Origin of the sequence: Sinorhizobium sp. FG01, assembly GCF_002531875.1 — a bacterium.
In the GTDB taxonomy this organism is placed as follows: Bacteria; Pseudomonadota; Alphaproteobacteria; order Rhizobiales; family Rhizobiaceae; genus Sinorhizobium; species Sinorhizobium fredii_C.
This window is the reverse complement of record NZ_NWTB01000010.1, coordinates 15,356-40,731: the sequence shown is the minus strand read 5'-3', so window position 1 is coordinate 40,731 and position 25,376 is coordinate 15,356. Positions and strand designations below refer to the sequence as shown.

Below are 25,376 nucleotides of genomic sequence, written 5' to 3'. Positions count from 1 at the left end.
TCCATGCCTCCGCGCGGCGCGCTATTCCCAGACATGAAGGAAAGACCCCATGGCCATCGCAAGAGGATATGCGGCAACGGACGCATCGAAGCCGCTCGCCCCTTTCACCTTCGAACGTCGCGAACCGCGCGACGACGACGTCGTCATCGACATCCAGTATTGCGGCGTCTGCCACTCCGACATCCACCAGGCCCGCAATGAATGGGGGAACTCGACCTTTCCCATGGTGCCCGGCCACGAAATCGTCGGCATCGTTCGGGCCGTCGGCTCCAAGGTCACCAAGTTCAAGCGCGGCGACCGGGTCGGCGTCGGCTGCTTCGTCGATTCCTGCACGACCTGCGCCACCCGCGATCCCGATCTCGAACATTACATGCCCGGCCTGGTCGTGACCTATAACGGGGTCGAGGCCGATGGGAAGACCCCGACCCAGGGCGGCTATTCCGATCACATCGTCGTCAAGGAGGGCTATGTCCTCTCGATCCCCGAGAACCTGCCGCTTGATGCGGCCGCGCCGCTGCTCTGCGCCGGCATCACGCTCTATTCGCCGCTCCGCCACTGGAAGGCGGGGCCTGGAAAGAAGGTGGCGATCGTCGGCATGGGCGGTCTCGGCCACATGGGCGTCAAGCTCGCCCATGCGATGGGTGCAGAGGTCACCGTCCTCAGCCAGACATTGTCCAAGAAGGAAGACGGGCTGAAACTCGGAGCCGACCACTATTATGCAACGAACGATCCGCAGACCTTCGAGAAACTGGCCGGAAGCTTCGATCTGATCATCTGCACCGTGGGCACCGAGATCGACTGGAACGCCTATCTCAACCTCTTGAAGGTCGACGGCGATTTCGTGGTCGTGGGCATTCCCGAGAAGCCGGTGCCGGTTCATGCCTTCTCGCTGGTGCCGGCGCGGCGCAGCATTTCGGGCTCGATGATCGGCTCGATCAAGGAAACCCAGGAGATGCTGGATTTCTGCGGCGAGCACGGCATCGTCTCGGAGATCGAGACGATCCGGATGGAGGAGGTCAACGCCGCCTATGAGAGGGTGCTGAAGAGCGACGTGCGCTATCGCTTCGTAATCGACATGGCTTCGATCAAGGCATGATCTGACGAGCCGCTGCCGTCAAACGAGCGGCAGCGGCCCGTCGTTCTTGATTTCCTCCATCACCGCATAGGTGCGGGTCTCCTTGACGCCCGGCAGCGTCCAAAGCACCTGGCCGAGGAAATTGCGGTAGGCGGTCATATCCTCGAAACGGGTCTTGACGAGGTAGTCGAAGCCGCCGGCGACCATGTGACATTCGAGCACCGCAGGCGCCTGCTTGATGGCGGCGGCGAACTGGTCGAAGACCTCCGGCGTCGTCTTGTCGAGCATCACTTCGATGAAGACCAGCAGCCCGAAACCGAGCTTGTGCGGATCGAGGCGCGCCCCGAAGCCGGATACGTAGCCCTCTTTCAGAAGCCGCCGCAGCCGCTCGCTCGTCGCGGTCGGCGAGAGGCCGATGCGGTCCGCCAGTTCGAGATTGGTGATCCGCCCGTCGGCCTGCAGGATATTGAGGATCCGGCGATCGGTCTTGTCGATCTGGTGCATCTGCCTGCCCCTGCTCCGATCTATCAGGCGGCGAGCCGCGCTTCGGCGAGCTTCACCCAATAGGTAATCCCGTGCGGGATCACTTCGTCGTTGAAGTCGTAGGCGGGATGGTGGAGACCGGCGGAATCGCCGTTGCCGATGAAGACGAAGGCGCCGGGCCGGGCAAGTAGCATGTAGGAGAAGTCCTCGCCGCCCATCATCGGATCGAGCGCGGCATTGACGTTGCCTTGGCCGGCGACCGTTGCGGCGGCGGCAAGCGCGTGGCCGGTCTCTTCGGCATGGTTGACGGTGACAGGATAGTTGCGGCCGTACCAGACGTCGACCGTCGCGCCATAGGCGCCGGCAATGCTTTCGGCGATCCGGCGGATGCGCGTCTCGCCGGTGTCGCGCACCTCGGGCGTCAGCGCGCGCACCGTGCCGGCCAGGACCGCCTGTTCCGGAATGACGTTGTGGGCGAAGCCGGCATTGAACTTGGTGACGGAAACGACGATGGAGGCAAGCGGGTCGACGGTGCGCGAGGCGATCGTCTGCAGCGCATTGACGATCTGCGCGCCGATGGCGATCGGATCGATGGTCTTGTGCGGCTGCGCCGCATGGCCGCCGCGCCCCTTGATGGTGATGGTGAACTCGTCGGTCGAAGCCATGATCGGCCCGACGCGACTGCCGAAATGACCGACCGGCATGCCCGGCATATTGTGCATGCCATAGACCTCCTCGATGGCAAAGCGTTCCATCATGCCGTCCTTGACCATCTCGTTGCCGCCGCCGCCGCCTTCCTCGGCCGGCTGGAAGATGACGGCGACGCTGCCGGCGAAGTTGCGCGTCTCGGCGAGATATTTCGCTGCACCAAGCAGCATGGCGGTGTGGCCGTCGTGGCCGCAGGCATGCATCTTGCCGGGGGTCGTCGACGACCAGGCCCTGCCGCTCGTCTCGGTGATCGGCAGGGCGTCCATGTCGGCCCTGAGGCCGATGGTGCGGCCGGGGCCGAGACTGCCGCGGATAAGCCCTACGACGCCCGTCCGGCCGAGGCCGGTCACGATCTCGTCAACGCCGAATTCCTTCAGTTTCCTTTCGACGAAGGCTGCCGTATTTTCCACCGCGAACAGGAGCTCCGGGTTCATGTGCAGATGGCGCCGCCATTCGGTCACTTCGTTCTGGAGTTCGGCAGCGCGGTTCAATATCGGCATGATGCTTCCCTGTGGGTCTGTTCGGTGGGTGGCCTGACGGCGAGGTGAATGGGCTTTGCCATCTCCTTGCCATATAGGCTAAATAGCCGGACGATACGAGGCAACTGCGGAAATTCGAGGTTAAGATAGTGGTGACAGTTCGACTTCTGATGCGCAACAGGGCAGGCGCGATGGGCGTTTTTGCCGGTGTTTGTGCGGCATTGGCGGCGGCGCTTCCGGCGTCGGCCAATCCGCGGCTCGTTGTCGACGTCGCAACTCTCAAGGTCTACGAGCATCAGGACATCTTCCAGAAATGGTATCCGGCGTCGCTGACCAAGCTGATGACGGCCTATACGACGTTTCGGGCAATCCAGGCGGGACAGCTGACGCTGGAAAGCCCGGTGGTGATGACGAAGAACGCGGCGGCCGAGCCGCCGAGCAAGATGTTCTACAAGCCCGGGCAGGCGATGACGCTCGACAGCGCGTTAAAGATGATGCTCGTCAAATCCGCCAATGACGTCGCCGTGGCGATTGCGGAAACGGTCGGCGGAACGGAGCAGGCTTTCATCGACCGCATGAACGCGGAAGCGCGGCGGATCGGCATGACCTCGTCGCATTTCATCAATGCCAACGGTTTGCCGGGGCAGGGCCAATACACGACCGCGCGTGACCTTGCCGTTCTGGCCATCATGCTGAAGCGCGAGTTTCCGCAATATGCCTCCTATTTCTCGCTGGAAGGCTTCACCACCGGCAAGAAGGACTATGCAAACTACAATATGCTGATCGGCCGCTTCGAAGGGGCCGACGGCATGAAGACCGGCTTCATCTGCGCGTCGGGCTTCAACCAGGTATCGTCGGCGAGCCGCTCTGGTCGCAGCGTCATATCGGTCGTGCTCGGCGAGGATAGCCTCGGCGCCCGCGCCGACGAGTCGGCCCGGCTTCTTCAGATGGCGCTGACGACCCCTGCGGCCGGAAAACCGTCGCTGACCGCCATCGCGCCTTACGGCGAAGGCCGTGAAGTGGTTTCGGACGTCAGCAAGGAGATCTGCTCCAAGCAGGCGGCGAAGGTCCGTAGCGAAGGCCGCGACGAGGGCGGCCGGCAGAAGCTGCTGTCGCCCTATATCCACGAGATCAACCGTCCGCTGAAGCTTGCCTTCGCCGGGCTTATTCCGGGCAGCGGCGACAAGACCGCCAAGGCAGGCAGCGATGTCGCCGGGCAGGGTGATGTCGCCGAGCTCGCCAACGTCCCGGTTCCGGTGCCGCGCCCCAGCTTCTGAGCGCGATGGGAATGCGATTGCGGTTTCCGTCCGGACGCCGCCAAGGTCTATGACGGAGTCCTTTCCATGAACGGTCCACTGCCGGTCGTGCCGGTGTCGATCCTCACCGGCTTCCTCGGTGCGGGCAAGACGACCCTTCTGAACCGCTTGCTGAAGGATCCGGCGCTTGCCGACACCGCCGTGATCATCAACGAATTCGGCGATGTCTCGATCGATCACCTGCTTGTCGAGGCGTCGAGCGACGGGGTGATCGAGCTTTCCGACGGCTGCCTGTGCTGTACGGTCCGCGGTGAACTGGTCGACACGCTCGCCGACCTGATGGACCGAATGCAGACCGGGCGGATCAAGCCGCTGAAGCGCGTCGTCATCGAGACGACCGGCCTGGCCGACCCGGCGCCGGTGCTGCAGTCGGTGCTCGGCAATCCGGTGATCGCCCAGAACTTCCGCCTCGACGGCGTAGTGACTGTCGTCGATGCGGTGAATGGGGCCCAGACGATCGCAAAGCACATCGAGGCGCTGAAGCAGGTCGCCGTGGCCGACCGGCTGGTGATCAGCAAGACGGGGCTTTCCGGTAAGGAACAGCTCGACGCGCTGGCTGACCTTCTGAAGGACCTCAATCCGCGCGCGCCAATCTTCGACGGCGACGGGCAAGAGGCGGGGCGGGCCGACCTGTTCGCCTGCGGGCTCTACGATCCATCCACCAAAGTTGCCGATGTCGGCCGCTGGCTGCAGGACGAGCTCGATGGAGGTGACGATCATGACCATCACCACGGCCATGATCATGGGCACGATCACCACCACCACGACGTCAATCGCCACGGCTCCGACATCCGCTCCTTCAGCATCGTTCACGACCGGCCGATCGAGCCGGTGGCGCTCGAAATGTTCGTCGACCTGTTGCGCTCGGCCCATGGCGAGAAGCTGTTGCGTATGAAGGCGATCGTTTGCGCCGCGGACCGGCCGGAGCGCCCGGTGGTCCTGCACGGCGTCCAGTCCGTCTTTCACGCGCCTGAACGGCTTGCCGCCTGGCCGGACCCAGCCGACCGGCGCACCCGGATGGTGCTGATCACCAAGGGGCTCGAAGAGGCTTTCGTGCGCGATCTCTTCGATGCCTTCACCGGCAAGCCGCGCGTCGACCGTCCGGATGCGCAGGCGCTCACCGACAACCCGCTCGCCGTGCCCGGTGTGAAGTTCTGATCAAGCCGCTTTGCCCCTTACTGCCCACAGGCGTCATAATAGAGAACGCCGGAATCTCCGCCGTCACGTCTTCTTGCGAATGAGAAAGCGATGGCCGCCGGCGGTCGATGCCGCCTGCTCGAGCCGGTGCCCATCCTCGTTGCAGAAATGCGGAATGTCGATCACGGCCAGCGGATCGGTCGTCTCGACCTCGATGAGCCCGCCGGGCGCCATCGTTTCCATTCGCTTGCGCGTCTTCAAAACGGGAAGGGGGCATTTCAGCCCCCTCAAATCATAGACCACCCTTGGCTCGTCCGGCATCAATTGCCCCAGATCTTCCAGAACGGACGCTTCTTCGGCGGCTGTTCCGCCGGCGCCGTTTCGCTGCCGGCTGCAGGGGCCGTGGCCACTTGCGGATTGGCCCCGGCCGGCGTGGCTGCCTGTTGCTGAGTGCTGGCAGGGTGCTGCTGGGTCGCAGCCGCCTGTTGAGCCCCCGGCTGGACTGCGCTCTGCTCGGCGGGCGCCTGGTTGACCGGTGCCGGCGCCGCGGGCTCGCTTTTCGAGAACAGGTTCCAGAAGGATTTCTGGGTAGGCGCCGTCTGCAGCGCCGCCTGCTGAACCGGGCGCTCGATCGGGCTCTGCTGCGGCACGGGTACGGCCTTGCCGTCGCGCGTCGCCTTCTCCAGAGCTTCCTTCTGGATCAACGCCGCCTGTTTGGCCTCTTCGGCCTCCTTCTGCTCGGCGAGCCGCTTTTCGAGATCGCTCACCTTCATCAGCTTGCCGGCGTCGAGCGACGTGCCGGTCGGCGCATAGGCAAGCTCGCGGCCCTTGCGCTGCTCGGCGACGATCGCCTTGCGCTCCGCTTCGCTCGGCTCATACCAAACCATGCCGTCGTATTTCTTCAGCGCCTTCTGATAATCGCGCTGGTAGTCCTTGTCGAAATTGGCCATGGCCACTTGCAAGGCCGGCGGCGTCGACATGGCGGGGCACTGGCCGGCAGGGTTGAAGCTGCCGTCGGACTGCTGATTGAAGACGTATTTCCTCTCGCAGACATTGACCTGCGGCGGACGTTTGGTCACTTCGAACTGGTCGTAGCCGACCTTCAGCATCTTCCAGAATTCGATGTTCGGATTGTCGCGGTGGCGGGCCATGTTCTCGGCCGTCATGCGGAAGGGGAAGGCCTGAAGCTGGACGCTCTCCTGACCGCCCTTGAAGGCGTCGCGGGCGAGCGCGAAGATCTCGATGATCTGCTCGTCGGTCATCGAATAGCAGCCCGACGACGAGCAGGCGCCGTGGATCATCAGATGCGTGCCGCTGCGGCCATTCGCCCTGTCATAGGTGTTGGGGAAGCCGGTATTGATCGCCAGGTAATAGTTCGAATTGGGGTTCATCTGGTGCGGATAGAGCGGATAGAAGCCCTCCGGCGCCTGACGGTCACCTTCCTTCACCTTGGGGCCGAGCTTGCCCGACCAGGCGCAGATCTTATAGCTCTTCAAGAGCTGGAGGCGGCTTGACGCATTCGCCTTCCAGACCTCGAGCGTTCCCTCTTCCTTGAAAATGCGCAACAGGATCGGGGATGTCTTCTGCATCCCCAGTTCCTTCATCTTGCCGACGATCTTGCCGGACAGCTGGTATTCGGTCTTGTTCTTGACGGAGGAGAGATTGACCGAATCGAGCGTTTCGTTGGTGCAGCCGGCGAGCGCGGCTGCAATGACGGCGGTGACAAAAAGATTCCTGAAACGCATCGGCAAAAGCCCGTTTTATCCAGATTCCATCCGTGCACGCCCCTTCCGCGAGGGAGAGGTGTCAACGAATCAGTAAGTCATTATCCTTCACGAAATCTTAACCGTGCAGGCGCCCCCTGCGAACGGCCGTTTCTCATGACCCCATGAATATGGCCAAGATTTGGCCACAGTCCCGATTTCCGGTTGTCGAGCGCGCCAAGTTGATCGCAATGGTTAATCCCGGGCGCTGAACGAGGCTAAAGCGGGAGGCGGCCAGGATCACGCTCTGCCTCGCCCGCTCAGAGATTGCGGCCGATGTTCAGGTATTTCTGCCGGCGGTCGGCGCGCAGTTCGTCGCCATTGCGGCCGGATAGCTCCTTCAGTGCATCGGCGATGACCGTGCCGGTGCGGCCGATCACGGCCTGCGCGTCGCGATGGGCGCCGCCGATAGGTTCGGGAATGATGCCGTCGATGACGCCGAGCGCCTTCAGGTCCTCGGCGGTGATCTTCATGTTGCTGGCCGCTTCTTTCGCCCGCGTCGAGTCGCGCCAGAGGATCGAGGCCGCACCCTCCGGCGAGATGACGCTGTAGATCGCGTGCTCGAGCATATAGACGCGGTTGCCCGTCGCGATCGCGATCGCGCCGCCGGAGCCGCCTTCGCCGATCACTACAGTGATGATCGGCACCTTGACGTTGAGGCACATTTCGGTCGAACGGGCGATCGCCTCGGCCTGGCCGCGCTCCTCGGCGCCGACCCCGGGATAGGCGCCGGCGGTGTCGACCAGGGTAATCAGCGGCAGGCCGAACCGGTCGGCCATTTCCATGACGCGGACCGCCTTGCGGTAGCCCTCGGGGCGCGGGCTGCCGAAATTGTGCTTGATGCGCGACTTCGTGTCGTTGCCCTTCTCCTGTCCGATCACCGCGACCGGCGCGCCGCGGAACCGCGCGAGGCCCGCCTGGATCGCATCGTCGTTCGCATAGTTTCGGTCGCCGGCAAGCGGCGTGAACTCGGTGAAGAGTTCCGCGGCATAGTCGAGGAAATGCGGCCGGGACGGGTGGCGCGCAACCTGAGTCTTCTGCCAGGGCGACAGCTTGGAATAGATCTCCGCCATCGCATCGCGGACACGTCCCTCGAGCCGCGCGATCTCATCGGAAGTGTTCACGCTCTCGTCTTCGCCGGCAAGCTTCTTCAATTCGAGGATTTTGCCCTCGAGATCAGAGATGGGTTTTTCGAAGTCGAGATAGTTGTGCATGAGATGCGTTTCCGATCGTTTTGCGACAAGGACCGTCCGGCAAAGCCAACCTGCCCGGCGGTCCTAATCCTGTTTTTTCGCCTGTTTGGCAAGGGGGTGGTGGTTTTGCACCAGCTCGTGCAGCCGTTCTTCAAGCACATGCGTATAGATTTGTGTCGTCGAAATGTCCGAATGGCCGAGCAGTTCCTGCACGGCGCGCAGGTCGGCGCCATTGGCGAGGAGGTGACTGGCGAATGCATGGCGCAGCACATGCGGCGAGATCGCCGCGACCTTGATGCCGGCACGAGCCGCGAGACTCTTGAGGTCGCGGGCAAAGACCTGGCGCGGCAGGTGACCGGATTTGCCGAAGGAGGGGAAGAGCCAGGGGCTCTCCGTTTCCGCCGCTCTTTCGCGCAACTCGGCCCCGTAGGTCCGCATGGCGCGGATCGCGGCCTGCGACAGCGGCACGAGCCGTTCCTTGTTTCCCTTGCCGCGGATCACCAGGAAGCGTCCGTTCTGCGCAAGCACGCTTGCCGGCAGCGACACGAGCTCGCTGACGCGCATGCCGGTCGCATAAAGAAGCTCCAGGAGGGCGTGCATGCGACGCTTCGCGAAGGCGTCTTCGGCGCCGGAGCCGGCCTCCGCCTCGGCCTGGCCGATCAGCCGGGTGACGTCATCGACGCTGAGCGTCTTCGGCAAGGGGCGCGCCTTCTTGGGCGCGTCGAGAATGCCGGTAGGGTCGTCGCCGCGCAGCCCTTCCGCATAGAGGAACTTGTAGAATTGCCGAAGGGCCGACAGCCGGCGTGACTGCGAGGAAGGCTTGAAGCCCTCGCCGGCAAGATGCGAGAGATAGCGTCTCAGATCGTCGGCCGTGGCGGCATTGAGCCGCGTCCCGCAGGTGCGCAGGAAGGAGCTGGCATCCCTGAGATCGCGTTCGTAGGATTGCAGCGTGTTGACCGCCGCGCCTCGTTCGGCGCTCATCATTTCCAGGAAAGCTTCGAGGTGGGCCTCCGAAAGATCGGTCATTGCGGCTTGTTGACCCGTTCGGACGGAATGCGCACCGTCACGTCCCGCTCTACCGGTTCGACGAAGGTGACGAGCGCCACCATGGTTCCATAGATCATGCCGGCCACCACGGCGCAGAAGAACAGGAACCGGAACAGGGTTGGCATTTCAGTCTCCAGTACGCGGGTAACGCCATTGCGGAACCGTGATCTATATGAACGGCTCGTCCGGCAAGTTCAAGAAGCGTGGCCCGGCCGGCGCGACGACTTGACGCCCCCCGCCGATTTGTCGATACGGAAGGGGAATGGGGACTGTGACGCCTAATGAACGATGTGACCGAACCGGATTCCGCGACGCTCGCCGAGCGGGCGAAGCTCGCTCTCGGTAAACGCAATCTCATTTTTATCGGCCTGATGGGGGCGGGAAAATCGGCGATCGGTCGGCTGACCGCACAGGCGCTCGGGGTTCCCTTCGTCGATTCCGACCACGAGATCGAGCGGGTTTCGCGCATGACGGTGAGCGAGCTTTTCGCCGCCTATGGCGAGGAGGAGTTCCGTGCGCTCGAGGCGAGGGTGCTGAAGCGGTTGCTGAGATCGGGGCCGCGGGTCGTCTCGACCGGCGGCGGCGCCTATATCAACGAACGCTCGCGCCGGCAGATCAAGAAGGGCGGTTTGACTGTCTGGCTGAATGCGGATCTCGACGTGCTGTGGGAACGGGTGAACAAGCGCGACACCCGGCCGCTCCTCAAGACGGAAAACCCCAAGCAGACGCTGGAGAACCTGATGCGGGCTCGCTACCCGATCTACGCCGAGGCGGACCTCGTGGTCCTGTCGCGCGACGTGAAAAAGGAGACGATGGTCGAGGAGGTCCTCGCCGCCATCGCCGACTGCAAGAAAGTCGAGATGCCATGATGAACCATGTGACGCCTGCCGAGCGAAAGGTCCGGGTGAACCTCGGAGACCGGTCCTACGACATTCTCATCGGCCCCGGCCTGATCGCCGCGGCGGGCAAGGAAATCGCCTCGCGCCTCAAGGGCCGCCGGATGGCGGTGATCACGGACGAAAACGTGGCGCCCCGTTATCTGGAGCCGCTGATGACGAGCCTGAAGGAGAGCGGCATCGAGGCGGTCTCGCTCGTCCTGCCGGCGGGCGAGAAGACCAAGAGCTTCGAGCATCTGATCCCGGTGTGCGACGCCATTCTCGCGGCGAAGATCGAGCGCAACGATGCGGTGATCGCGCTCGGCGGCGGCGTGATCGGCGACCTGACCGGCTTTGCCGCCGGCATCGTCCGGCGCGGCTCGCGCTTCATCCAGATGCCGACCTCGCTTCTGGCACAGGTCGATTCCTCCGTCGGCGGCAAGACCGGCATCAACTCGCCGCACGGCAAGAACCTGATCGGCGTGTTCCACCAGCCGGATCTGGTGCTCGCCGACACGGACGTGCTCGATACGCTGAGTGCGCGCGAGTTTCGCGCCGGCTATGCCGAGGTTGCGAAATACGGCCTGATCGACAAGCCGGAATTCTTCGATTGGCTGGAGCGCAATTGGCAGGCGGTCTTTGCCGGCGGATCGGCTCGCATCGAGGCGATCGCGGTCAGTTGCCAGGCCAAGGCCGACGTCGTCGCCGCGGACGAGCGCGAGAACGGCCTGCGCGCGCTGCTCAATCTCGGACACACATTCGGTCACGCCCTGGAGGCCGCGACCGAGTATGACAGCCGCAGGCTCGTGCACGGGGAAGGCGTTGCGATCGGCATGGTGCTGGCGCACGAGTTCTCCACCCGGATGAATCTTGCAAGTCCGGACGATGCGCGGCGCGTCGAAGCCCACCTCAAGGCGGTCGGATTGCCGACGCGCTTGTCCGACATTCCCGGCGACCTTCCGCCGGCCGAGCGGCTGATGGAGGCGATAGCCCAGGACAAGAAGGTCAAGGGCGGCAAGCTCACTTTCATCCTGACGAGAGGCATCGGCCAGTCCTTCGTCGCCGACGACGTTCCGGCGTCCGAGGTGCTGGGCTTTCTCAAGGAAAAGCATCCGCGATGAGCGTCGAGGCGGCATGGCTGTTCCTGGCGGAGCACTGGCTGTCGCTCCTCTCGGTCGTTTGCCTGCTGCTCCTTTCGGCCTTCTTCTCCGGTTCGGAGGCGGCCCTGACCGCAACCTCCCGGGCGCGCATGCATTCGCTCGAGGGCAATGGCGACCGGCGCGCCGGTCTCGTCAACCGGCTGATCGAGCGGCGTGACCGGCTGGTCGGAACGCTGCTCCTCGGCAACAACCTCGTCACCATTCTCGCCACGTCGCTGACGACCAGCCTGCTGATCCGCCTCGTCGGCAACTTCGCCGTGCTCGTCGCGACGCTCGGCATGACGGTGCTGCTCGTCCTCTTCTGCGAGGTGCTGCCGAAGAGCTGGGCGATCGCCTCTCCCGATCGGTTCGCCCTTGCCGTGGCGCCCATGGTGAAGCGCTTCGTGGCGATTGCCGGTCCGATATCGGCGCTCATAAACGGGATCGTGCGCCGCCTCCTGAACCTATCCGGCGTGAAGGTTTCCTCCGACCGGCCGATGCTTTCGGCCCAGGAGGAACTGCGCGGTGCCGTCGACCTGCTTCATCGGGAAGGGGCGGTGGTCAAGGCGGACCGCGACCGGTTGGGCGGCGTCCTCGACCTCGGCGAGCTCGAGGTTTCCGACATCATGATCCACCGCACCGCCATGCAGGCGGTCAACGCGGAGGAGCCGCCGGAGGTCTGCGTCCGGGAAATCCTCGGAAGCCCCTTCACGCGCCTGCCGCTGTGGCGCGGCTCGACCGACAACATCATCGGCGTTGTCCATTCGAAGGATCTGCAGAGGGCGCTCGCCGAGCCGGGTGTCGAACCGCATACCGTCGATATCGTCAGGATCGCGCAGAAGCCATGGTTCGTGCCGGACACGACCAATCTCACGGACCAGCTCAACGCCTTCCTCAGGCGAAAGCTGCATCTGGCGATCGTGGTCGACGAATACGGCCAGGTTCAGGGCCTCGTCACGCTGGAGGACATTCTCGAGGAGATCGTCGGCGACATTGCCGACGAGCACGACCTCGACATCCAGGGCGTTCGACAGGAGGCCGACGGTTCGATCGTCGTCGACGGTTCGGTGCCGATCCGCGATCTCAACCGCGCTCTTGACTGGTCCCTGCCGGACGAGGAGGCGACCACTGTCGCCGGTCTCGTCATCCACGAAGCGAAGAGCATTCCGGAGGAGCGGCAGGCCTTCACCTTCTACGGCAAGCGTTTCATCGTCATGAAGCGGGTGAAGAACCGGATCACCAAACTGCGCATCCGCCCGGCCGAGGAGGAGGCGGCAGGGCTCTGACCTCTACCAGCGCGTCGCTTCTCCGGGCGCGGCCGGCTCCACCGCCAGCGCATGCAGGCCGGCATCGAGCTCGGGCTTCAATAGGTCGTTGATGGCGCGGTGGCGCGCCACGCGGCTCATGCCGGCAAAGGCGCTCGCGACGATCCGGATGCGCAGGTGGGTTTCGCCGCCGCCGTCGAAGCCGGGCTGGTGGCCGGCGTGCAGATGGCTTTCGTTGATCACCATCAGCCGTTCGGGATGGAAGGCCTCCTGAAGCTTCTCTTCGATGCGGTTCTGCAGCGACATGCTTCCGTCCCATTTTCCTGTTGCTCTGGCGCCGCGATATGGCGCCGGCGATGCAAAATGCGCGCACAAAGCCAGCAACATTCCGCTTTGTCAATTCTTGTTGTGACCCGTCGCAAACCCCATAATGGCTGCCATGAAGCTCGATTCAAAATACTTCGATCGAATCCGCACGCGCCCCAAGGGGGCACAGGCGCGCGTGGAGCCGTCTACGCCGACGTGCCAGTGGGACGGCTGCGACAAGACGGGCGTGCATCGGGCTCCGGTCGGCCGAAATGCGGAAGGCGAGTATTTCCTGTTCTGCTTCGAGCACGTGAAGGAATACAACAAGGGATACAATTATTTCTCCGGGCTCTCGGACACCGAGATCGCCCGCTACCAGAAGGAAGCGGTCACAGGGCATCGTCCCACCTGGACGGTCGGCGTCAACAAGAGTGCCCGCAACGGCCCGACACAATCGCAGATGCGTTCCGGCAGCGCCGGCGCCCAGGCGCGCATGCGGGATCCGTTCGGCTTCTTCAACGAGGCGCGCGCCCGGCAGGCGCGGCACGAGCCGCGGTTGCGCAAGCTGAAGACGCTCGAGGCCAAGGCCTTCGAAACGCTCGGGCTCGCCGCCTCGGCAACCTCCGCCGATATCAAGGCCGCGTACAAGGACCTCGTGAAGAAACACCACCCCGATGCGAATGGCGGAGACAGGGGCTCGGAAGACCGTTTTCGGGCCGTGATTCAGGCCTATCAATTGTTAAAACAGGCTGGTTTCTGCTAACAACGCGGATTAAGACAGAAAACACTTTTGCAGGCGAATGCGCGGCTGCCGTCCGGCGGCCGCTCTGGAGACATGATGAGCAAGATTGACCTCGACATTTCCAACCTCCCCGATACGACGATCTCGGTCCGGGAGGCTTTCGGCATCGATACGGATCTGCGCGTTCCAGCCTATTCGAAGGGCGACGCCTATGTGCCCGATCTCGATCCCGATTATCTTTTTGACCGGGAAACGACGCTCGCCATTCTTGCAGGCTTTGCCCACAACCGACGCGTGATGGTTTCCGGCTATCACGGGACCGGCAAGTCGACCCATATCGAGCAGGTGGCGTCGCGGCTCAACTGGCCCTGCGTGCGCATCAATCTGGACAGCCATGTCAGCCGTATCGATCTCGTCGGCAAGGATGCAATCGTCGTCAAGGACGGGCTGCAGATCACTGAATTCAAGGACGGCATCCTGCCCTGGGCCTATCAGCACAATGTCGCGCTCGTGTTCGACGAGTATGATGCCGGTCGTCCGGACGTCATGTTCGTCATTCAGCGGGTGCTGGAATCCTCCGGCCGCCTCACGTTGCTCGACCAGAGCCGCGTCATCCGCCCGCACCCGGCCTTCCGCCTGTTTGCCACCGCCAACACGATCGGCCTCGGGGACACGACCGGGCTCTATCACGGCACGCAGCAGATCAATCAGGCGCAGATGGACCGCTGGTCGATCGTGACCGCGCTCAACTACCTGCAGCACGACAAGGAGGTCGACATCGTCGCTGCCAAGGTGAAAGGCTTCACGGCCGACAAGGGCCGCGAGACCGTGTCGAAGATGGTGCGCGTCGCCGATCTCACGCGCGCCGCTTTCATCAATGGCGACCTCTCGACGGTGATGAGCCCGCGCACGGTGATCACCTGGGCCGAGAACGCCCATATCTTCGGCGATATCGCCTTCGCGTTCCGTGTGACCTTCCTCAACAAATGCGACGAGCTGGAGCGGGCCCTGGTCGCCGAGCACTACCAGCGTGCCTTCGGTGTCGAGCTCAAGGAAAGCGCCGCCAATATCGTGCTGGAAGCGACTGCCTGAGTTCGCCCAAGCGCCGGCACCCGCCCGGAGCCGCCGGCGCTTAGGTACATCGGTGATGCGCTGGGTATCAGCCGGAGCCGGCTGAAGAAGGAACTGTCGTGAGCTCGAATTCAAAGGCGAAGCCGCAAACGAGGGAAAACGCCGCCGAACCGTTCAAGCGGGCGCTTTCCGGCTGCGTCCGGTCGATCGCCGGGGATGCGGAGCTCGAAGTCGCCTTCGCGAACGAGCGCCCCGGGATGACCGGCGAGCGCATCCGGCTGCCGGAGCTTTCGAAGCGTCCGACCCGGCACGAACTCGCCGTGGCGCGCGGTCTGGGCGATTCCATGGCGCTGCGCAAGGCCTGCCACAACCACCGCATCCATGCGACCATGTCGCCGCAGGGCGCCGATGCGCGGGCGATTTTCGATGCCGTCGAGCAGGCGCGGGTCGAAGCGATCGGGGCGATCCGCATGCCAGGCGTTGCCGACAATCTCTCCTCCATGCTCGAGGAGAAATATGCCAAGGCCAATTTCGGCTCCATCGAAGCGCAAGCGGATGCACCGCTCGAAGAGGCGGTGGCGCTGCTGGTCAGGGAAAAGCTGACGGGCAAGAAGCCGCCGGCGGCGGCCGGCAAGGTGCTGGACCTCTGGCGCGATTTCATCGAGCAGAAGGCCTCCGCCGACATCGGGCACCTGCCGGCGGCGATCAACGACCAGCACGCCTTCGCCCGGGTGGTGCGCGACATGCTTGCCTCGATGGATGTGGCCGAGAAATACGGCGAGGACGATATCGAGCCGGACGAGCAGGAAAGCGAGACCGACGAGGACCAGCCGCGCAGCCAGGAGCAGGACGAGAACGCCAGCGAAGAGGAGGAGGGCTCCGATGCCGCCCCCGCCGATGAAAACCAGTCTGCCGAGGAACAGATGGAAGAAGGCGAGATGGACGGCGCCGAGATCTCCGACGACGACCTTCAGGACGAGGGCGACGAAGACAGCGAGACGCCCGGCGAGGTCAAGCGGCCGAACCACCCCTTCGCCGATCTGAACGAAAAGGTCGACTACGCGGTCTATACGCGCGAATTCGACGAGACCATCACAGCCGAGGAGCTCTGCGAGGAGGCGGAACTCGACCGCCTGCGTGCCTTCCTCGACAAGCAGCTGGCACACCTGCAGGGGGCCGTCGGCCGCCTCGCCAACCGCCTGCAGCGGCGGCTGATGGCGCAGCAGAACCGTTCCTGGGAGTTCGACCTCGAGGAGGGGTTCCTCGACACTGCGCGGCTGCAGCGGATCATCATCGATCCGATGCAGCCGCTGTCCTTCAAGCGGGAGAAGGATACGAATTTCCGCGACACGGTCGTGACGCTGCTCATCGACAATTCCGGCTCGATGCGCGGCCGGCCGATCACCGTCGCGGCCACCTGCGCGGACATCTTGGCCCGCACGCTGGAGCGCTGCGGCGTCAAGGTCGAGATCCTCGGCTTCACCACCAAGGCGTGGAAGGGCGGACAATCCCGCGAGAAATGGCTGGCCGGCGGCAAGCCGCAGTCGCCGGGCCGCCTCAACGACCTGCGCCACATCGTCTACAAGTCGGCCGATGCCCCCTGGCGCCGCGCGCGCCGCAATCTCGGCCTGATGATGCGCGAGGGGCTGCTCAAGGAGAATATCGACGGCGAGGCGCTGATGTGGGCCCATGATCGCCTGCTCGGCCGGCCGGAGCAGCGCCGCATCCTGATGATGATCTCCGACGGCGCGCCGGTCGACGATTCCACCCTGTCGGTGAACGCCGGCAATTATCTCGAGCGGCATCTGCGCGCCGTCATCGAGCAGATCGAGACGCGCTCGCCGGTCGAGCTTCTGGCGATCGGCATCGGTCATGACGTGACGCGCTATTATCGCCGCGCCGTGACGATCGTCGATGCGGACGAACTGGCCGGCGCCATGACCGAGCAGCTCGCCGCCCTCTTCGAGGAGGAGAGGCATGGCCGCGTCGGGGGCCTGCGCCGGGTCGGCTGAGCGGTTTGCCACGCCGCAAATTCGCCTGCATCTCCATCATCTGCTAGGAGGCTGCCCGTCGGTCAGCACCTGCGTCGCCTCCCTGGAAGGTTGTGCCTAGACATGCTCCGCCGATTCCTTGCCGTTCTCTTCCTGTTGGCGTCGACCGTGGCTGCGAAGGCGGAGGCCTTGTGTGAGATCGCTCCGATCCGCAGCCGGCAGATCTCGCAGTTCAAGGTCGGCTCCGACGCGACGACCTTCGGCAGGCTCGAATTCATCGGCGGCATCGAGATGACCTCGCCCAATGCGCTGTTCGGAGCGGTTTCGGCGATCCGCTTCCGGCCGGGTGGCGAATCCTTCGTCGCCGTTCTCGATACTGGACATTGGGTCGAGGGCGCCGTCATTCGGGACGCGGCGGGCAGGCTGCTGGGCACGACCGACCTCGCCATCACCGCAATGACCGATGCCAATGGCGGGGCTCAGCTCAAGAAATGGATGGTGGATTCCGAGGGGCTGGTGCTGCGCGACGGCGCCGTCATCGTCAGCTTCGAGCAGGCGGCACGGGTCGATCTCTATCCGGACCCAGGTTTTGCCGGATCGCGGCCGATCGGCCAGATGAGCCTGCCCTTTCGGGTCGAGGAGCTGCGTAGCAATGGCGGCCTGGAGACGATCGCAATTGCGCCGAAGGATGGGCCGCTCGCCGGCGCCGCTGTGGTCGTCGCGGAACGTAGCGTCGATGCGTCCGACAATCTGCTGGCCGGCATTCTCGACGGTCCGCTGCGGGGCGCCTTCGCGGTGGTGCGCAACGACCCCTATGCGGTGACCGACGGCGCGTTCCTGCCGAATGGCGATCTGCTCATCCTGGAGCGCCGCTTCAATCTCGCCTCAGGACTCGGCATGCGCATCCGGCGGCTTGCCGCCGCCGATATCCGCCCGGGCGCCGTGGTCGACGGCGAGGTGCTGCTCGAGGCCGACATGGGCTACCAGATTGACAACATGGAGGGGCTCGATGTCGTCGTCCGGCCTGACGGCGAGACTCGGCTGATCCTGGTTTCCGACGACAACCATTCGATCCTCGAGCGCAATCTAATGCTCGAGTTCCGGCTGAGGGACGGTTACACCAACTGAAGCGCGACAGGGCCAACCCGGCCCCGCCTATTCATCTCTTCAATTTCACGCGGTGGCCTTGGCTGCCGGCATCGGCTTGACGACGCTCATCAGCGCACCATAGGGCAGCAAGAGGACGATGCCGCACAGGATCTTCACCGCCAGATCGCCGAGCGCCCACGAAATCCAGCGCGGCGCTTCATAGGCGACGAGGCCGAGGAGCGGTGCTGCTTCCAGCGCGAAGCTGTCGTTCGCGCCGAGGAAGACGAAGACCGGTGCGAAGGCGAAGGAGAAGAACATCGCCGTGTCGAGGCCCGAGCCGATCAGCGAACCGGCGAGCGGAGCGCGCCACCAAGTCTGACGCCGCAGCCGGTTGAATACCGAAATATCGAGAAGCTGGCCAAGCAGGAAGGCCGAACCCGAGGCGATCGCGATCCGCGGCGTCGCGGCGAAGAAGGAAAGCGCGACGGCGACCACGAAGCCGGCGACGACGACGCGGCGCGCGATGCGCGGACCGAACTGGCGATTCGTGAGGTCGGTGACCAGGAAGGCGAAGGGATAGCTGAAAGCGCCCCAGGTCAGAAGATCGCCGAGCTGCATGCCGGCGATTGAGCCGGGCAGGGGATACTGCACGAGGAAGTTCGACGCGACCACCACCAGGGTCATCAGCGCGACATAGACGAAGAACGTACGGTTGATCAGCATTTTTTTATCCTGGGTGATGCCACCAGTGACGCACAAGACCGAAGGCAGGCATCCGGCCGGTGAATCGAACACGAGAAAAAGGCTTGCCGGACGGATCCGCAAGCCTTTCAAGCCGTGTTCGGAAAGGTTCCGGCGCCGATCAGGCGGCTTCGGCAGCCTTCTTGACGATCTGCCGGCGCAGCAGGCGGGCGCGCATGCTCAGCTCGTTCTCGTCGGCCTTCAGCAGGAAGGCGTCGAGACCGCCGCGGTGTTCGACCGAACGCAGAGCCGCAGCGGAGACGCGCAGGCGGAAACGCTGGCCGAGCGCGTCGGAAATCAGCGTGACATTGCACAGGTTCGGCAGGAACTTGCGCTTCGTCTTGTTGTTGGCGTGGCTCACATTGTGACCCGACTGGACGCCCTTACCGGTCAATTCGCAACTACGGGACATGGTACACCTATTTTCTTTTCGCCGCCGGACAATGCGGTAGCGGGCCCAGAGCCCAGGCCGCGTTCCTACTGGCCATTATTGGAAAGTCGCGGTTCTATAGTCAGTGATGGCCCGCCAGTCAAGCCAAACCTGCGCTTTCCTCAAAATCCGTGCCTTGCCAAGGATTATCAAAAATTCAGCGCGGTTGCGAGCCGTCATCTTTCCGGCCGTGCCGCGCCGCGCTATCTCCTCCTGGCGCAGGCGGAATCAAGCCCTTGGTCTCGCCTGTAGAGACTATGACGAATCGGGCGCAGAAATGCCGCAAACCGCTTGCATCTCAGGGAATTGCGGCAGGGCCGCGCCGGGTGTCGTCGAGAAGCAGAATGACACTGTAACATTTTGAGCTGCTGCATGGTTTCGTCCTTGAACCGGTCGCGCTTCACGGATCCTGCAGGAGATTGGCAATGGGGCTTTCGGGAATGATGTTGCGCAGTGGCTTTCGCGTGCCGGCACTCCTGGCCGCCGCGATGTTTTCCACAGCCTGTTTTGCTGCGGAGATCGAGCATCAGACGGACTACAGCATCGCGCTTGCCGGCCTGCCGCTGGCGCGGGCCTCGTTCCACACCGAGATCGAGCAGAATCGCTATACGATCTCGGGAACGTTGAACTCGGCCGGCCTGGTGAACATCATCAGCCCGACCGCCGGCCAGACGCGCGTTTCCGGGCTGATCGGCCGCGACCGCCTCCGGGCGACGCAATACTCGATGTCCTATCGCAGCGGCAAGAAATCCCGGGCGATCAGCGTCAGCTTCCGCAACGGCAATGTGGTGCGCGCAAGCATGGTCCCGAAGCGCACACCATTGCCGAAGAACTGGGTACCGGTGACGAGCCGCGACATGCGCAACGTCCTCGATCCGCTCTCCGGGCTGATCATTCCGGCGACAAGCCGCGTCTGCCCCAATACGCTGCCGATCTTCGACGGCGAATCGCGGCTCGACATCAGGCTGTCGGCCAAGGGCACGCGGAACTTCAAGACCAAGGGCTTTGACGGCGAGGTGATCGTCTGCGGCGTCAAGTTCGTGCCGAAGGCCGGGTACCGAAAGGGGCGTGAGGACGTCGAATATCTGCGCCGCCTGGAAACCATGGAAATCTGGTTCGCGAAGTCGGAGGCGGTCGACGTCTATGCCCCCGTCTATGTCCGCATTCCGACGAAGATCGGGCCGGTGACCGTGTCGGCGACGCGGTTTGGCGGCTAGTCGGGCCAGCCGGTCGCCTCTTTCGAAAATCGCGCAGGCACGATAAATCCATGACAAGTCGAAGGGCGGCGGTACGCGGACGTACCGGGTGTCGCCTTCGGGGGCTGCGTGAGGGGAAGTGGGATGAAGTTCAAGGCAACGCTGGTCGGTTTTTCGGCAATCCTGATGTGGTCGCTGCTGGCACTCTTCACCGCGGCCTCCGGTGAGGTGCCGCCGTTCCAGCTTTCGGCGATCTGCTTCATGATCGGCAGCCTGCCGGGCATCATCGTATTGGCGTCGAAACCTCAACGCCTCTCGCTTCTGAAGCAGCCGGCCAAGGTCTGGATCACCGGCATTGCCGGACTTTTCGGCTACCATTTTCTCTATTTCACGGCGCTTCGAAATGCCCCGGCGGTGGAAGCCGGCCTGATCGCCTATCTCTGGCCGCTTCTGATCGTCGTCGGTTCGGCCCTGCTGCCGGGTGAGAGGCTTCGCTGGTACCATATCGCCGGCGCGCTTGCGGGGCTCTCCGGCACCATCATGATCGTGGCACGCGACGGCGTCGCCTTCGACGATGCCTATGCACTCGGTTACGGAGCCGCATTCCTCTGCGCCTTCGCCTGGTCCGGCTATTCGCTGATCACCCGGCGTTTCGGCGCAGTTTCGACCGACGTGGTGACCGGCTTTTGCCTAGCGACCTCGATTCTTTCCCTTCTCTGCCATCTCGGCCTCGAGACCACGGTCTGGCCGCAGGCGCCCTTGGAATGGCTGGCGGTTGCCGGCCTCGGCCTTCTGCCGGTCGGCGCTGCCTTCTATGCCTGGGACTTCGGCGTCAAGAACGGCGACATCCAGTTCCTCGGTGTTGCGAGCTATGCGGCGCCGGTGCTCTCGACATTGATCCTCATCCTGTTCGACTTTGCCGAGCCGTCCTGGCGAATCGCCTTGGCCTGCATGCTCGTCACAGGCGGCGCCGTACTCGCGGCGAAGGATATGATCTTCAGGAGCGGCGGGACGGCGGCGCAAGCGGCCGAGTAACACTCAATCTCGCGGCGGCTGCCAATCCGGTGCGGCCATCTCGAAGGCGTAAAAGTCGAAGCCCGGCGCAACCGTGCAGCCGACGAGCGTCCAGTCTCCGAGCGAGGCGGCCGATTGCCACCAACCGGCGGGGACAATCTGTTGCGGCCGTTCGCCGTTCAGAAGGTCGGGACCGAGCCGATGGCGTGAGGCCCGCTTTCCGGGTTCGGCAATGCTGAGTTCGAGCGGCGCCCCGGCGTAATGATGCCAGACTTCGGCTGCATCGCGGACGCGATGCCAGTGCGATCGGTCACCCTTTTCAAGCAGATAGTAGATTGCCGTCGAGTGGCCGCGTGACCCGTCGTCGGCATCGCGGAAGGTCTCGACGTACCAGCCGCCTTCCGGATGCCGGGTGAGCCCCAGCGTGTCGATGATCGTGGCCGCCGTCATCTCCCGCGCGGCGCTCATCAGAAATTGTCCTTGCGCTTGCGAATTTCCGCGAAGACGGCTGCATCGCTCGCCTTCTCCATGCCGAGGTGAGCGCGGATTTTCGGATCGGCGGCGCGCAGGAACGGGTTGGTTCTCTTCTCAAGGCCGATCGTCGTCGGCGCCGTGAAGCCGCCGTCCGAACGGGTCTCCTCGATTTCGGCGGCGCGCTCTTTCAGCGCCGAGTTTTCCGGATCGATCGTCACGGCGAAATGAGCGTTCGACAGCGTGTATTCGTGGCCGAAATAGACCGCCGTATCGTCGGGAAGCGCCATCAGCCGGTTCAGCGATTGCCACATCGTCTCGGCCGTCCCCTCGAAGAGCCGACCGCAGCCGAGCGCGAACAGCGTATCGGCGGCGAAGAGCAACTTGTCTTCGGGCAGATGGAAGCAGATGTGCCCCGCCGTATGACCGGGCGTTTCGATCACCTCGACCGGATGGCCGGAGAATACGAAGCGTTCCCCATGCGCCACTTGCTTGTCGATGCCCGGAATCTTCGAAGCCTCGCCCTTTGGACCGATGATGGTGACGCCGAAGCGTTCCTTCAGGCCGACATTTGCCGCGACGTGGTCGCCATGGTGATGGGTCGTCAGGATGTGGGTGAGGTGCCAGCCGCGCCGCTCCAGGGCCTCGAGGATCGGCTGCTCCTCGGGTGCGTCGATCGACGCCGTTGCGCCGCTTACCGGATCGTGGACGAGCACACCGAAGTTGTCGCTACGGCAGAGGAAGAGGTCAAGTTCGAGCGCGGCCATGGCTTGGGCCTCCCTTGGAGCATGCGTCGGGACTACAGCGACTTTTGCGCGTCTGATCAGGCGCGCAAAAGTCGCTGTAGCACTTTGAATTGCTGCATGTCTTTGTCCTAAATCGAAGTCGATCTTAGGAGACATGCAGTAGCCGAATGTAGCGAGCCTCGCCTTGAAGTCTACCGCTTCGAAGCTAACATGTTGCGCATGCATACAGATATCGTCGATCTCCGCCAATTCTATCATTCCGAGCTCGGCCGGATGGCAGAGCAAGCCGTCAGCATGGCGATCGCTTCCGTCTGGGCGCGCATGCCGGAAGAGCGGCTGGTCGGCCTCGGCTACGCGGTTCCCTATCTCGAGCGTTTCCGCGCCGACACCGAACGCACCTTCGCCTTCATGCCGGCCGGACAAGGCGCGGTGAACTGGCCGGTTGCCGAACTCTCCTCCACCGCGCTCGTCTTCGACGAGGAACTGCCGCTGCCGGATGCCTCGATCGACCGGGTGCTGATGGTCCATGCGCTGGAATTCGCCGAGAGCCCGCGGGAGACGATGAAGGAGATCTGGCGCGTGCTTGCTCCCGGCGGGCGGCTGGTCATCGTCGTGCCAAACCGTCGCGGTGTCTGGGCGCGGATGGAGCACACGCCCTTCGGTTCCGGCCGGCCCTATTCGCGGGGACAGCTGACTGCACTTTTGCGCGAGACCAACTTCACGCCGGGGGCGAGCTCCGAAGCGCTCTTCTTTCCGCCATCGAGACGAAAGATGATCCTGCGACTGCGCCATGGTCTCGAGCGCTTCGGCCGCTCGCTCTGGCCGGTGTTTTCCGGGGTGATCATCGTCGAGGCGCAGAAGCGGCTCTATCAGGGCCTGCCGGTGGCGGCGCGCGCCTCGCGCCGCGTCTTCGTCCCGGTGCTGGCACCGCATGGCGTTCCCAGCACCCGCACTCGGGCGCCGGAGGTCAAAACCCCTTAAACGCGGCAGCGACGCCGCACTCGACAAATTTGCCGCGCCCCGGTATTGGCTGGACCGCATTCTTCCCCGCGAAAGCCGATCGATGAACCTTGCCCTGAAGAGCCCCGAGCCGCGTCCCGGCATCCTGGACATTGCCGCCTATGTGCCGGGCCGGGAACACGCGCCGGGCGTGGCGAAGGTCCACAAGCTGTCGTCGAACGAAACGCCGCTCGGCGCGAGTCCGCGCGCAATCGAGGCATTCCAGCGGGCGGCGTTTACTCTAGAGCGCTATCCGGACGGGCAGGCTCACGCGCTGAAACACGCGATTGCCGCGGTTCACGGGCTGAACCCGGCCAATATTCTCTGCGGCAACGGCTCGGACGAGCTGCTGGGGCTCCTCTGCCACACCTATCTCGGCCCCGGCGACGAAGGGATCGTCACCGAGCATGGGTTCCTCGTCTACAAGATCCAGATCACCGCCGCCGGCGGGAGGCCGGTGACGGTCAAGGAGAGCGACGCGCGCGTCGACGTCGACGCGATCCTCGCTGCCGTCACCGAGCGGACAAAGATCGTCTTCATCGCCAATCCGGCAAACCCGACGGGAACCTATATTCCCGTCGACGAGGTGCGGCGCCTCCATGCCGGGCTGCCGCCCGGCGTCGTTCTGGTACTCGATGCGGCTTATGCCGAATATGTCCGGCGCAACGATTACGAGGCGGGAGTGGAGTTGGTTTCGGCCAACCGAAACGTGGTGATGACACGGACCTTCTCGAAGATCTATGGCCTTGCGGGCCTGCGCATCGGCTGGATGTATGCGCCGCGCGACATTGTGGAGGCCGTCGACCGCGTGCGCGGCCCCTTCAACCTCAATGCGCCGGCGATTGCGGCCGGGGCGGCGGCGATCCGGGACCAGGCCTTCGTCGCCGCGGCGGTCGATCACAACCTCGCCTGGCTCGCAAGGGCGAGCGAAGCCCTGGCGGCGATCGGTCTCCGTGTCACGCCGTCGGTCACCAATTTCGTGCTGATCCATTTCCAGGAGGCGGGCGGCAAATCGGCCGAGGAAGCGGATGCCTTTTTGACCGGCCGCGGGTTTATCCTGCGTGCCGTCAGCGCTTACGGCTTTCCCAATGCGCTGCGCATGACCATCGGCTCGGAAGAGGCGAATGAGGGCGTGATCGCGGCACTAACCGAATTCATGGGACGGAAATGATGGCTCAGCAGTTCGAAACCATCGCCCTCATCGGCATCGGCCTGATCGGCTCGTCGATCGCGCGCGACATCCTCGACAGGCAGCTCGCCGGAACGATCGTGGTGTCGACGCGCAGCGAAGCGACCCTGAAGCGCGCCGGCGAGCTCGGCCTCGGGCATCGCTATACGCTGTCGGCCGCCGAGGCGGTGAAGGATGCCGATCTCGTCATCGTCTCCGTGCCGGTCGGAGCTTCCGGTGCCGTCGCCGCCGAAATCGCCGCGCATCTGAAGCCAGGGGCGATCGTCACGGATGTCGGCTCGACGAAGGGATCGGTGATCGCCCAGATGGCACCGCACCTGCCGGACAGCGTGCATTTCGTGCCCGGTCACCCGATCGCCGGCACCGAGCATTCCGGTCCGGATGCCGGCTTCGCCGGACTGTTTCGCGGTCGCTGGTGCATCCTGACGCCGCCGCCGGGCACGGACGAGGAGGCGGTCGCAAAGCTCAGGCTTTTCTGGGAGGCGCTCGGCTCGATGGTCGACGAGATGGATCCGGAGCATCACGACATGGTGCTGGCGATCGTCTCGCATCTTCCGCACATCATCGCCTACAACATCGTCGGCACGGCGGACGACCTCGCAACCGTGACCGAGTCGGAAGTGATCAAATATTCCGCCTCGGGCTTCCGCGACTTCACCCGTCTTGCCGCCTCGGACCCGACCATGTGGCGCGACGTCTGCCTGCACAACAAGGACGCGATCCTCGAAATGCTGGCGCGCTTTTCGGAGGATCTTGCCTCGCTGCAGCGCGCGATCCGCTGGGGCGACGGCGACAAGCTGTTCGATCTCTTCACCCGTACGCGGGCGATCCGCCGGTCGATCATCCAGGCCGGTCAGGATACGGCGATGCCGGACTTCGGCCGGCATGCCATGGACCAGAAATAGATCTGA

The 25,376-nt window shown here is 64.0% G+C and carries 27 protein-coding genes; 15 read left to right on the top strand and 12 right to left on the bottom strand.

What is annotated here, in order from left to right; all coding sequences use genetic code 11:
* Positions 1–49: 49 nt before the first annotated feature.
* The gene (locus CO656_RS17755) at positions 50–1,096 is read left to right on the top strand and encodes an NAD(P)-dependent alcohol dehydrogenase (protein WP_097526598.1); all 1,047 of its coding nucleotides are present in this window, start codon (positions 50–52) and stop codon (positions 1,094–1,096) included.
* Between the two features lie 18 nt (positions 1,097–1,114).
* Here the strand turns inward: CO656_RS17755 and CO656_RS17750 are convergent, their stop codons facing one another.
* Positions 1,115–1,579 (bottom strand): Lrp/AsnC ligand binding domain-containing protein, encoded by a 465-nt coding sequence (locus CO656_RS17750; RefSeq protein WP_037388644.1) that lies wholly within the window; start codon positions 1,577–1,579, stop codon positions 1,115–1,117.
* 23 nt (positions 1,580–1,602) lie between these two features.
* Positions 1,603–2,766, bottom strand: coding sequence for a M20 aminoacylase family protein (locus CO656_RS17745; protein ID WP_097526597.1), 1,164 nt, complete (start codon positions 2,764–2,766; stop codon positions 1,603–1,605).
* A 170-nt stretch (positions 2,767–2,936) separates the two neighbouring features.
* On the opposite strand from CO656_RS17745, the gene CO656_RS17740 reads away from it, so the two are divergent.
* Both CO656_RS17740 and CO656_RS17735 read left to right on the top strand, forming a co-directional pair.
* The gene (locus CO656_RS17740; protein ID WP_179864788.1) at positions 2,937–4,022 is read left to right on the top strand and encodes a D-alanyl-D-alanine carboxypeptidase family protein; all 1,086 of its coding nucleotides are present in this window, start codon (positions 2,937–2,939) and stop codon (positions 4,020–4,022) included.
* A gap of 66 nt (positions 4,023–4,088) precedes the next feature.
* Positions 4,089–5,219: a GTP-binding protein gene (locus CO656_RS17735; protein WP_097526595.1), complete on the top strand. Its 1,131-nt coding sequence runs from the start codon at positions 4,089–4,091 to the stop codon at positions 5,217–5,219.
* A 63-nt stretch (positions 5,220–5,282) separates the two neighbouring features.
* On the opposite strand, the gene CO656_RS17730 is transcribed toward CO656_RS17735, so the two are convergent.
* The 5 genes from CO656_RS17730 to CO656_RS17710 all read right to left on the bottom strand — a co-directional run bounded on the left by CO656_RS17730 (position 5,283) and on the right by CO656_RS17710 (position 9,326).
* Positions 5,283–5,519 carry a sulfurtransferase TusA family protein gene (locus CO656_RS17730; RefSeq protein WP_097526594.1) on the bottom strand — a complete coding sequence of 79 codons (237 nt, stop codon included), beginning with the start codon at positions 5,517–5,519 and terminating at the stop codon, positions 5,283–5,285.
* Positions 5,519–6,943, bottom strand: a complete 1,425-nt coding sequence (locus CO656_RS17725) for a murein L,D-transpeptidase family protein (RefSeq protein WP_097526593.1) — start codon at positions 6,941–6,943, stop codon at positions 5,519–5,521. The genes CO656_RS17730 and CO656_RS17725 overlap by 1 nt, the downstream gene beginning before the upstream one ends.
* A gap of 278 nt (positions 6,944–7,221) precedes the next feature.
* The gene (locus CO656_RS17720; protein ID WP_097526592.1) at positions 7,222–8,175 is read right to left on the bottom strand and encodes an acetyl-CoA carboxylase carboxyltransferase subunit alpha; all 954 of its coding nucleotides are present in this window, start codon (positions 8,173–8,175) and stop codon (positions 7,222–7,224) included.
* Between the two features lie 63 nt (positions 8,176–8,238).
* Positions 8,239–9,180, bottom strand: a complete 942-nt coding sequence (xerD, locus tag CO656_RS17715) for a site-specific tyrosine recombinase XerD (protein WP_097526591.1) — start codon at positions 9,178–9,180, stop codon at positions 8,239–8,241.
* Positions 9,177–9,326, bottom strand: coding sequence for a hypothetical protein (locus CO656_RS17710; RefSeq protein WP_018235448.1), 150 nt, complete (start codon positions 9,324–9,326; stop codon positions 9,177–9,179). Before CO656_RS17710 ends, xerD begins: the two co-directional genes overlap by 4 nt.
* A 156-nt stretch (positions 9,327–9,482) precedes the next feature.
* On the opposite strand from CO656_RS17710, the gene CO656_RS17705 reads away from it, so the two are divergent.
* The 3 genes from CO656_RS17705 to CO656_RS17695 are packed head-to-tail and all read left to right on the top strand — an operon-like array spanning position 9,483 to position 12,501.
* The gene (locus CO656_RS17705; protein WP_037419837.1) at positions 9,483–10,070 is read left to right on the top strand and encodes a shikimate kinase; all 588 of its coding nucleotides are present in this window, start codon (positions 9,483–9,485) and stop codon (positions 10,068–10,070) included.
* The gene (gene aroB, locus CO656_RS17700; protein WP_083854082.1) at positions 10,067–11,197 is read left to right on the top strand and encodes a 3-dehydroquinate synthase; all 1,131 of its coding nucleotides are present in this window, start codon (positions 10,067–10,069) and stop codon (positions 11,195–11,197) included. Before CO656_RS17705 ends, aroB begins: the two co-directional genes overlap by 4 nt.
* Positions 11,194–12,501: an HlyC/CorC family transporter gene (locus tag CO656_RS17695; protein WP_037419831.1), complete on the top strand. Its 1,308-nt coding sequence runs from the start codon at positions 11,194–11,196 to the stop codon at positions 12,499–12,501. Before aroB ends, CO656_RS17695 begins: the two co-directional genes overlap by 4 nt.
* Positions 12,502–12,504: 3 nt before the next feature.
* Here the strand turns inward: CO656_RS17695 and CO656_RS17690 are convergent, their stop codons facing one another.
* Entirely contained in the window at positions 12,505–12,786 is a 282-nt protein-coding gene (locus CO656_RS17690) for a BolA family transcriptional regulator (protein WP_037419828.1), read from the bottom strand.
* 124 nt (positions 12,787–12,910) lie between these two features.
* Between CO656_RS17690 and CO656_RS17685 the strand changes: the two genes are divergently transcribed.
* The 4 genes from CO656_RS17685 (at position 12,911) to CO656_RS17670 (ending at position 17,718) form a co-directional block, all read left to right on the top strand.
* Positions 12,911–13,549 carry a J domain-containing protein gene (locus CO656_RS17685; protein ID WP_095678005.1) on the top strand — a complete coding sequence of 213 codons (639 nt, stop codon included), beginning with the start codon at positions 12,911–12,913 and terminating at the stop codon, positions 13,547–13,549.
* A gap of 75 nt (positions 13,550–13,624) precedes the next feature.
* On the top strand, positions 13,625–14,620 hold the full coding sequence (gene cobS, locus CO656_RS17680; RefSeq protein WP_037419822.1) for a cobaltochelatase subunit CobS: 996 nt from the start codon (positions 13,625–13,627) through the stop codon (positions 14,618–14,620).
* Positions 14,621–14,718: 98 nt separating this feature from the next.
* Positions 14,719–16,611 carry a cobaltochelatase subunit CobT gene (gene cobT / locus CO656_RS17675; RefSeq protein WP_097526590.1) on the top strand — a complete coding sequence of 631 codons (1,893 nt, stop codon included), beginning with the start codon at positions 14,719–14,721 and terminating at the stop codon, positions 16,609–16,611.
* 102 nt (positions 16,612–16,713) lie between these two features.
* Complete coding sequence (locus tag CO656_RS17670; protein WP_097526589.1) at positions 16,714–17,718, top strand: esterase-like activity of phytase family protein; 1,005 nt, start codon at positions 16,714–16,716, stop codon at positions 17,716–17,718.
* 45 nt (positions 17,719–17,763) lie between these two features.
* Here CO656_RS17670 and CO656_RS17665 read toward each other — a convergent pair whose 3' ends face one another.
* Positions 17,764–18,402, bottom strand: a complete 639-nt coding sequence (locus tag CO656_RS17665) for a VUT family protein (protein ID WP_097526588.1) — start codon at positions 18,400–18,402, stop codon at positions 17,764–17,766.
* Between the two features lie 139 nt (positions 18,403–18,541).
* Positions 18,542–18,832: a 50S ribosomal protein L28 gene (gene rpmB, locus CO656_RS17660; RefSeq protein ID WP_012709220.1), complete on the bottom strand. Its 291-nt coding sequence runs from the start codon at positions 18,830–18,832 to the stop codon at positions 18,542–18,544.
* Between the two features lie 443 nt (positions 18,833–19,275).
* Here rpmB and CO656_RS17655 point away from each other — a divergent pair, with 443 nt between their 5' ends.
* Together CO656_RS17655 and CO656_RS17650 are read left to right on the top strand one after the other, a co-directional pair.
* Positions 19,276–20,067, top strand: coding sequence for a DUF3108 domain-containing protein (locus tag CO656_RS17655; protein ID WP_162109123.1), 792 nt, complete (start codon positions 19,276–19,278; stop codon positions 20,065–20,067).
* Positions 20,068–20,190: 123 nt separating this feature from the next.
* Positions 20,191–21,081, top strand: coding sequence for an EamA family transporter (locus CO656_RS17650; protein ID WP_037419815.1), 891 nt, complete (start codon positions 20,191–20,193; stop codon positions 21,079–21,081).
* 3 nt (positions 21,082–21,084) lie between these two features.
* Here CO656_RS17650 and CO656_RS17645 read toward each other — a convergent pair whose 3' ends face one another.
* Together CO656_RS17645 and gloB are read right to left on the bottom strand one after the other, a co-directional pair.
* A complete protein-coding gene (locus CO656_RS17645; protein ID WP_097526587.1) occupies positions 21,085–21,528 on the bottom strand; it encodes a cupin domain-containing protein in 444 nt (147 codons plus the stop codon).
* Positions 21,528–22,298 carry a hydroxyacylglutathione hydrolase gene (gloB, locus tag CO656_RS17640; protein WP_037419810.1) on the bottom strand — a complete coding sequence of 257 codons (771 nt, stop codon included), beginning with the start codon at positions 22,296–22,298 and terminating at the stop codon, positions 21,528–21,530. The genes CO656_RS17645 and gloB overlap by 1 nt, the downstream gene beginning before the upstream one ends.
* Positions 22,299–22,487: 189 nt before the next feature.
* Here gloB and CO656_RS17635 point away from each other — a divergent pair, with 189 nt between their 5' ends.
* From CO656_RS17635 to CO656_RS17625, 3 genes are all read left to right on the top strand, one after another.
* Complete coding sequence (locus CO656_RS17635) at positions 22,488–23,258, top strand: class I SAM-dependent methyltransferase (RefSeq protein ID WP_097526586.1); 771 nt, start codon at positions 22,488–22,490, stop codon at positions 23,256–23,258.
* Positions 23,259–23,340: 82 nt separating this feature from the next.
* Positions 23,341–24,447 (top strand): histidinol-phosphate transaminase, encoded by a 1,107-nt coding sequence (gene hisC / locus CO656_RS17630; protein WP_097526585.1) that lies wholly within the window; start codon positions 23,341–23,343, stop codon positions 24,445–24,447.
* Entirely contained in the window at positions 24,444–25,370 is a 927-nt protein-coding gene (locus CO656_RS17625; RefSeq protein ID WP_097526584.1) for a prephenate/arogenate dehydrogenase family protein, read from the top strand. Before hisC ends, CO656_RS17625 begins: the two co-directional genes overlap by 4 nt.
* The last annotated feature ends 6 nt before the right edge of the window (positions 25,371–25,376 follow it).

Bases quoted from the DNA above. Each gene is read 5' to 3' on its own strand.
- CO656_RS17730 (WP_097526594.1), bottom strand. From the start codon at position 5,519: ATGCCGGACGAGCCAAGGGTGGTCTATGATTTGAGGGGGCTGAAATGC.
- CO656_RS17705 (WP_037419837.1), top strand. From the start codon at position 9,483: ATGAACGATGTGACCGAACCGGATTCCGCGACGCTCGCCGAGCGGGCG.
- hisC (WP_097526585.1), top strand. From the start codon at position 23,341: ATGAACCTTGCCCTGAAGAGCCCCGAGCCGCGTCCCGGCATCCTGGAC.
- CO656_RS17735 (WP_097526595.1), top strand. From the start codon at position 4,089: ATGAACGGTCCACTGCCGGTCGTGCCGGTGTCGATCCTCACCGGCTTC.
- CO656_RS17750 (WP_037388644.1), bottom strand. From the start codon at position 1,579: ATGCACCAGATCGACAAGACCGATCGCCGGATCCTCAATATCCTGCAG.
- CO656_RS17685 (WP_095678005.1), top strand. From the start codon at position 12,911: ATGGCTGCCATGAAGCTCGATTCAAAATACTTCGATCGAATCCGCACG.
- CO656_RS17625 (WP_097526584.1), top strand. From the start codon at position 24,444: ATGATGGCTCAGCAGTTCGAAACCATCGCCCTCATCGGCATCGGCCTG.
- CO656_RS17755 (WP_097526598.1), top strand. From the start codon at position 50: ATGGCCATCGCAAGAGGATATGCGGCAACGGACGCATCGAAGCCGCTC.
- CO656_RS17740 (WP_179864788.1), top strand. From the start codon at position 2,937: ATGGGCGTTTTTGCCGGTGTTTGTGCGGCATTGGCGGCGGCGCTTCCG.
- CO656_RS17725 (WP_097526593.1), bottom strand. From the start codon at position 6,943: ATGCGTTTCAGGAATCTTTTTGTCACCGCCGTCATTGCAGCCGCGCTC.
- CO656_RS17655 (WP_162109123.1), top strand. From the start codon at position 19,276: ATGGGGCTTTCGGGAATGATGTTGCGCAGTGGCTTTCGCGTGCCGGCA.
- aroB (WP_083854082.1), top strand. From the start codon at position 10,067: ATGATGAACCATGTGACGCCTGCCGAGCGAAAGGTCCGGGTGAACCTC.
- cobS (WP_037419822.1), top strand. From the start codon at position 13,625: ATGAGCAAGATTGACCTCGACATTTCCAACCTCCCCGATACGACGATC.
- CO656_RS17650 (WP_037419815.1), top strand. From the start codon at position 20,191: ATGAAGTTCAAGGCAACGCTGGTCGGTTTTTCGGCAATCCTGATGTGG.
- CO656_RS17720 (WP_097526592.1), bottom strand. From the start codon at position 8,175: ATGCACAACTATCTCGACTTCGAAAAACCCATCTCTGATCTCGAGGGC.
- CO656_RS17635 (WP_097526586.1), top strand. From the start codon at position 22,488: ATGTTGCGCATGCATACAGATATCGTCGATCTCCGCCAATTCTATCAT.
- xerD (WP_097526591.1), bottom strand. From the start codon at position 9,180: ATGACCGATCTTTCGGAGGCCCACCTCGAAGCTTTCCTGGAAATGATG.
- CO656_RS17670 (WP_097526589.1), top strand. From the start codon at position 16,714: ATGCTCCGCCGATTCCTTGCCGTTCTCTTCCTGTTGGCGTCGACCGTG.
- CO656_RS17665 (WP_097526588.1), bottom strand. From the start codon at position 18,402: ATGCTGATCAACCGTACGTTCTTCGTCTATGTCGCGCTGATGACCCTG.
- CO656_RS17695 (WP_037419831.1), top strand. From the start codon at position 11,194: ATGAGCGTCGAGGCGGCATGGCTGTTCCTGGCGGAGCACTGGCTGTCG.
- CO656_RS17690 (WP_037419828.1), bottom strand. From the start codon at position 12,786: ATGTCGCTGCAGAACCGCATCGAAGAGAAGCTTCAGGAGGCCTTCCAT.
- CO656_RS17745 (WP_097526597.1), bottom strand. From the start codon at position 2,766: ATGCCGATATTGAACCGCGCTGCCGAACTCCAGAACGAAGTGACCGAA.
- rpmB (WP_012709220.1), bottom strand. From the start codon at position 18,832: ATGTCCCGTAGTTGCGAATTGACCGGTAAGGGCGTCCAGTCGGGTCAC.
- gloB (WP_037419810.1), bottom strand. From the start codon at position 22,298: ATGGCCGCGCTCGAACTTGACCTCTTCCTCTGCCGTAGCGACAACTTC.
- CO656_RS17645 (WP_097526587.1), bottom strand. From the start codon at position 21,528: ATGAGCGCCGCGCGGGAGATGACGGCGGCCACGATCATCGACACGCTG.
- CO656_RS17710 (WP_018235448.1), bottom strand. From the start codon at position 9,326: ATGCCAACCCTGTTCCGGTTCCTGTTCTTCTGCGCCGTGGTGGCCGGC.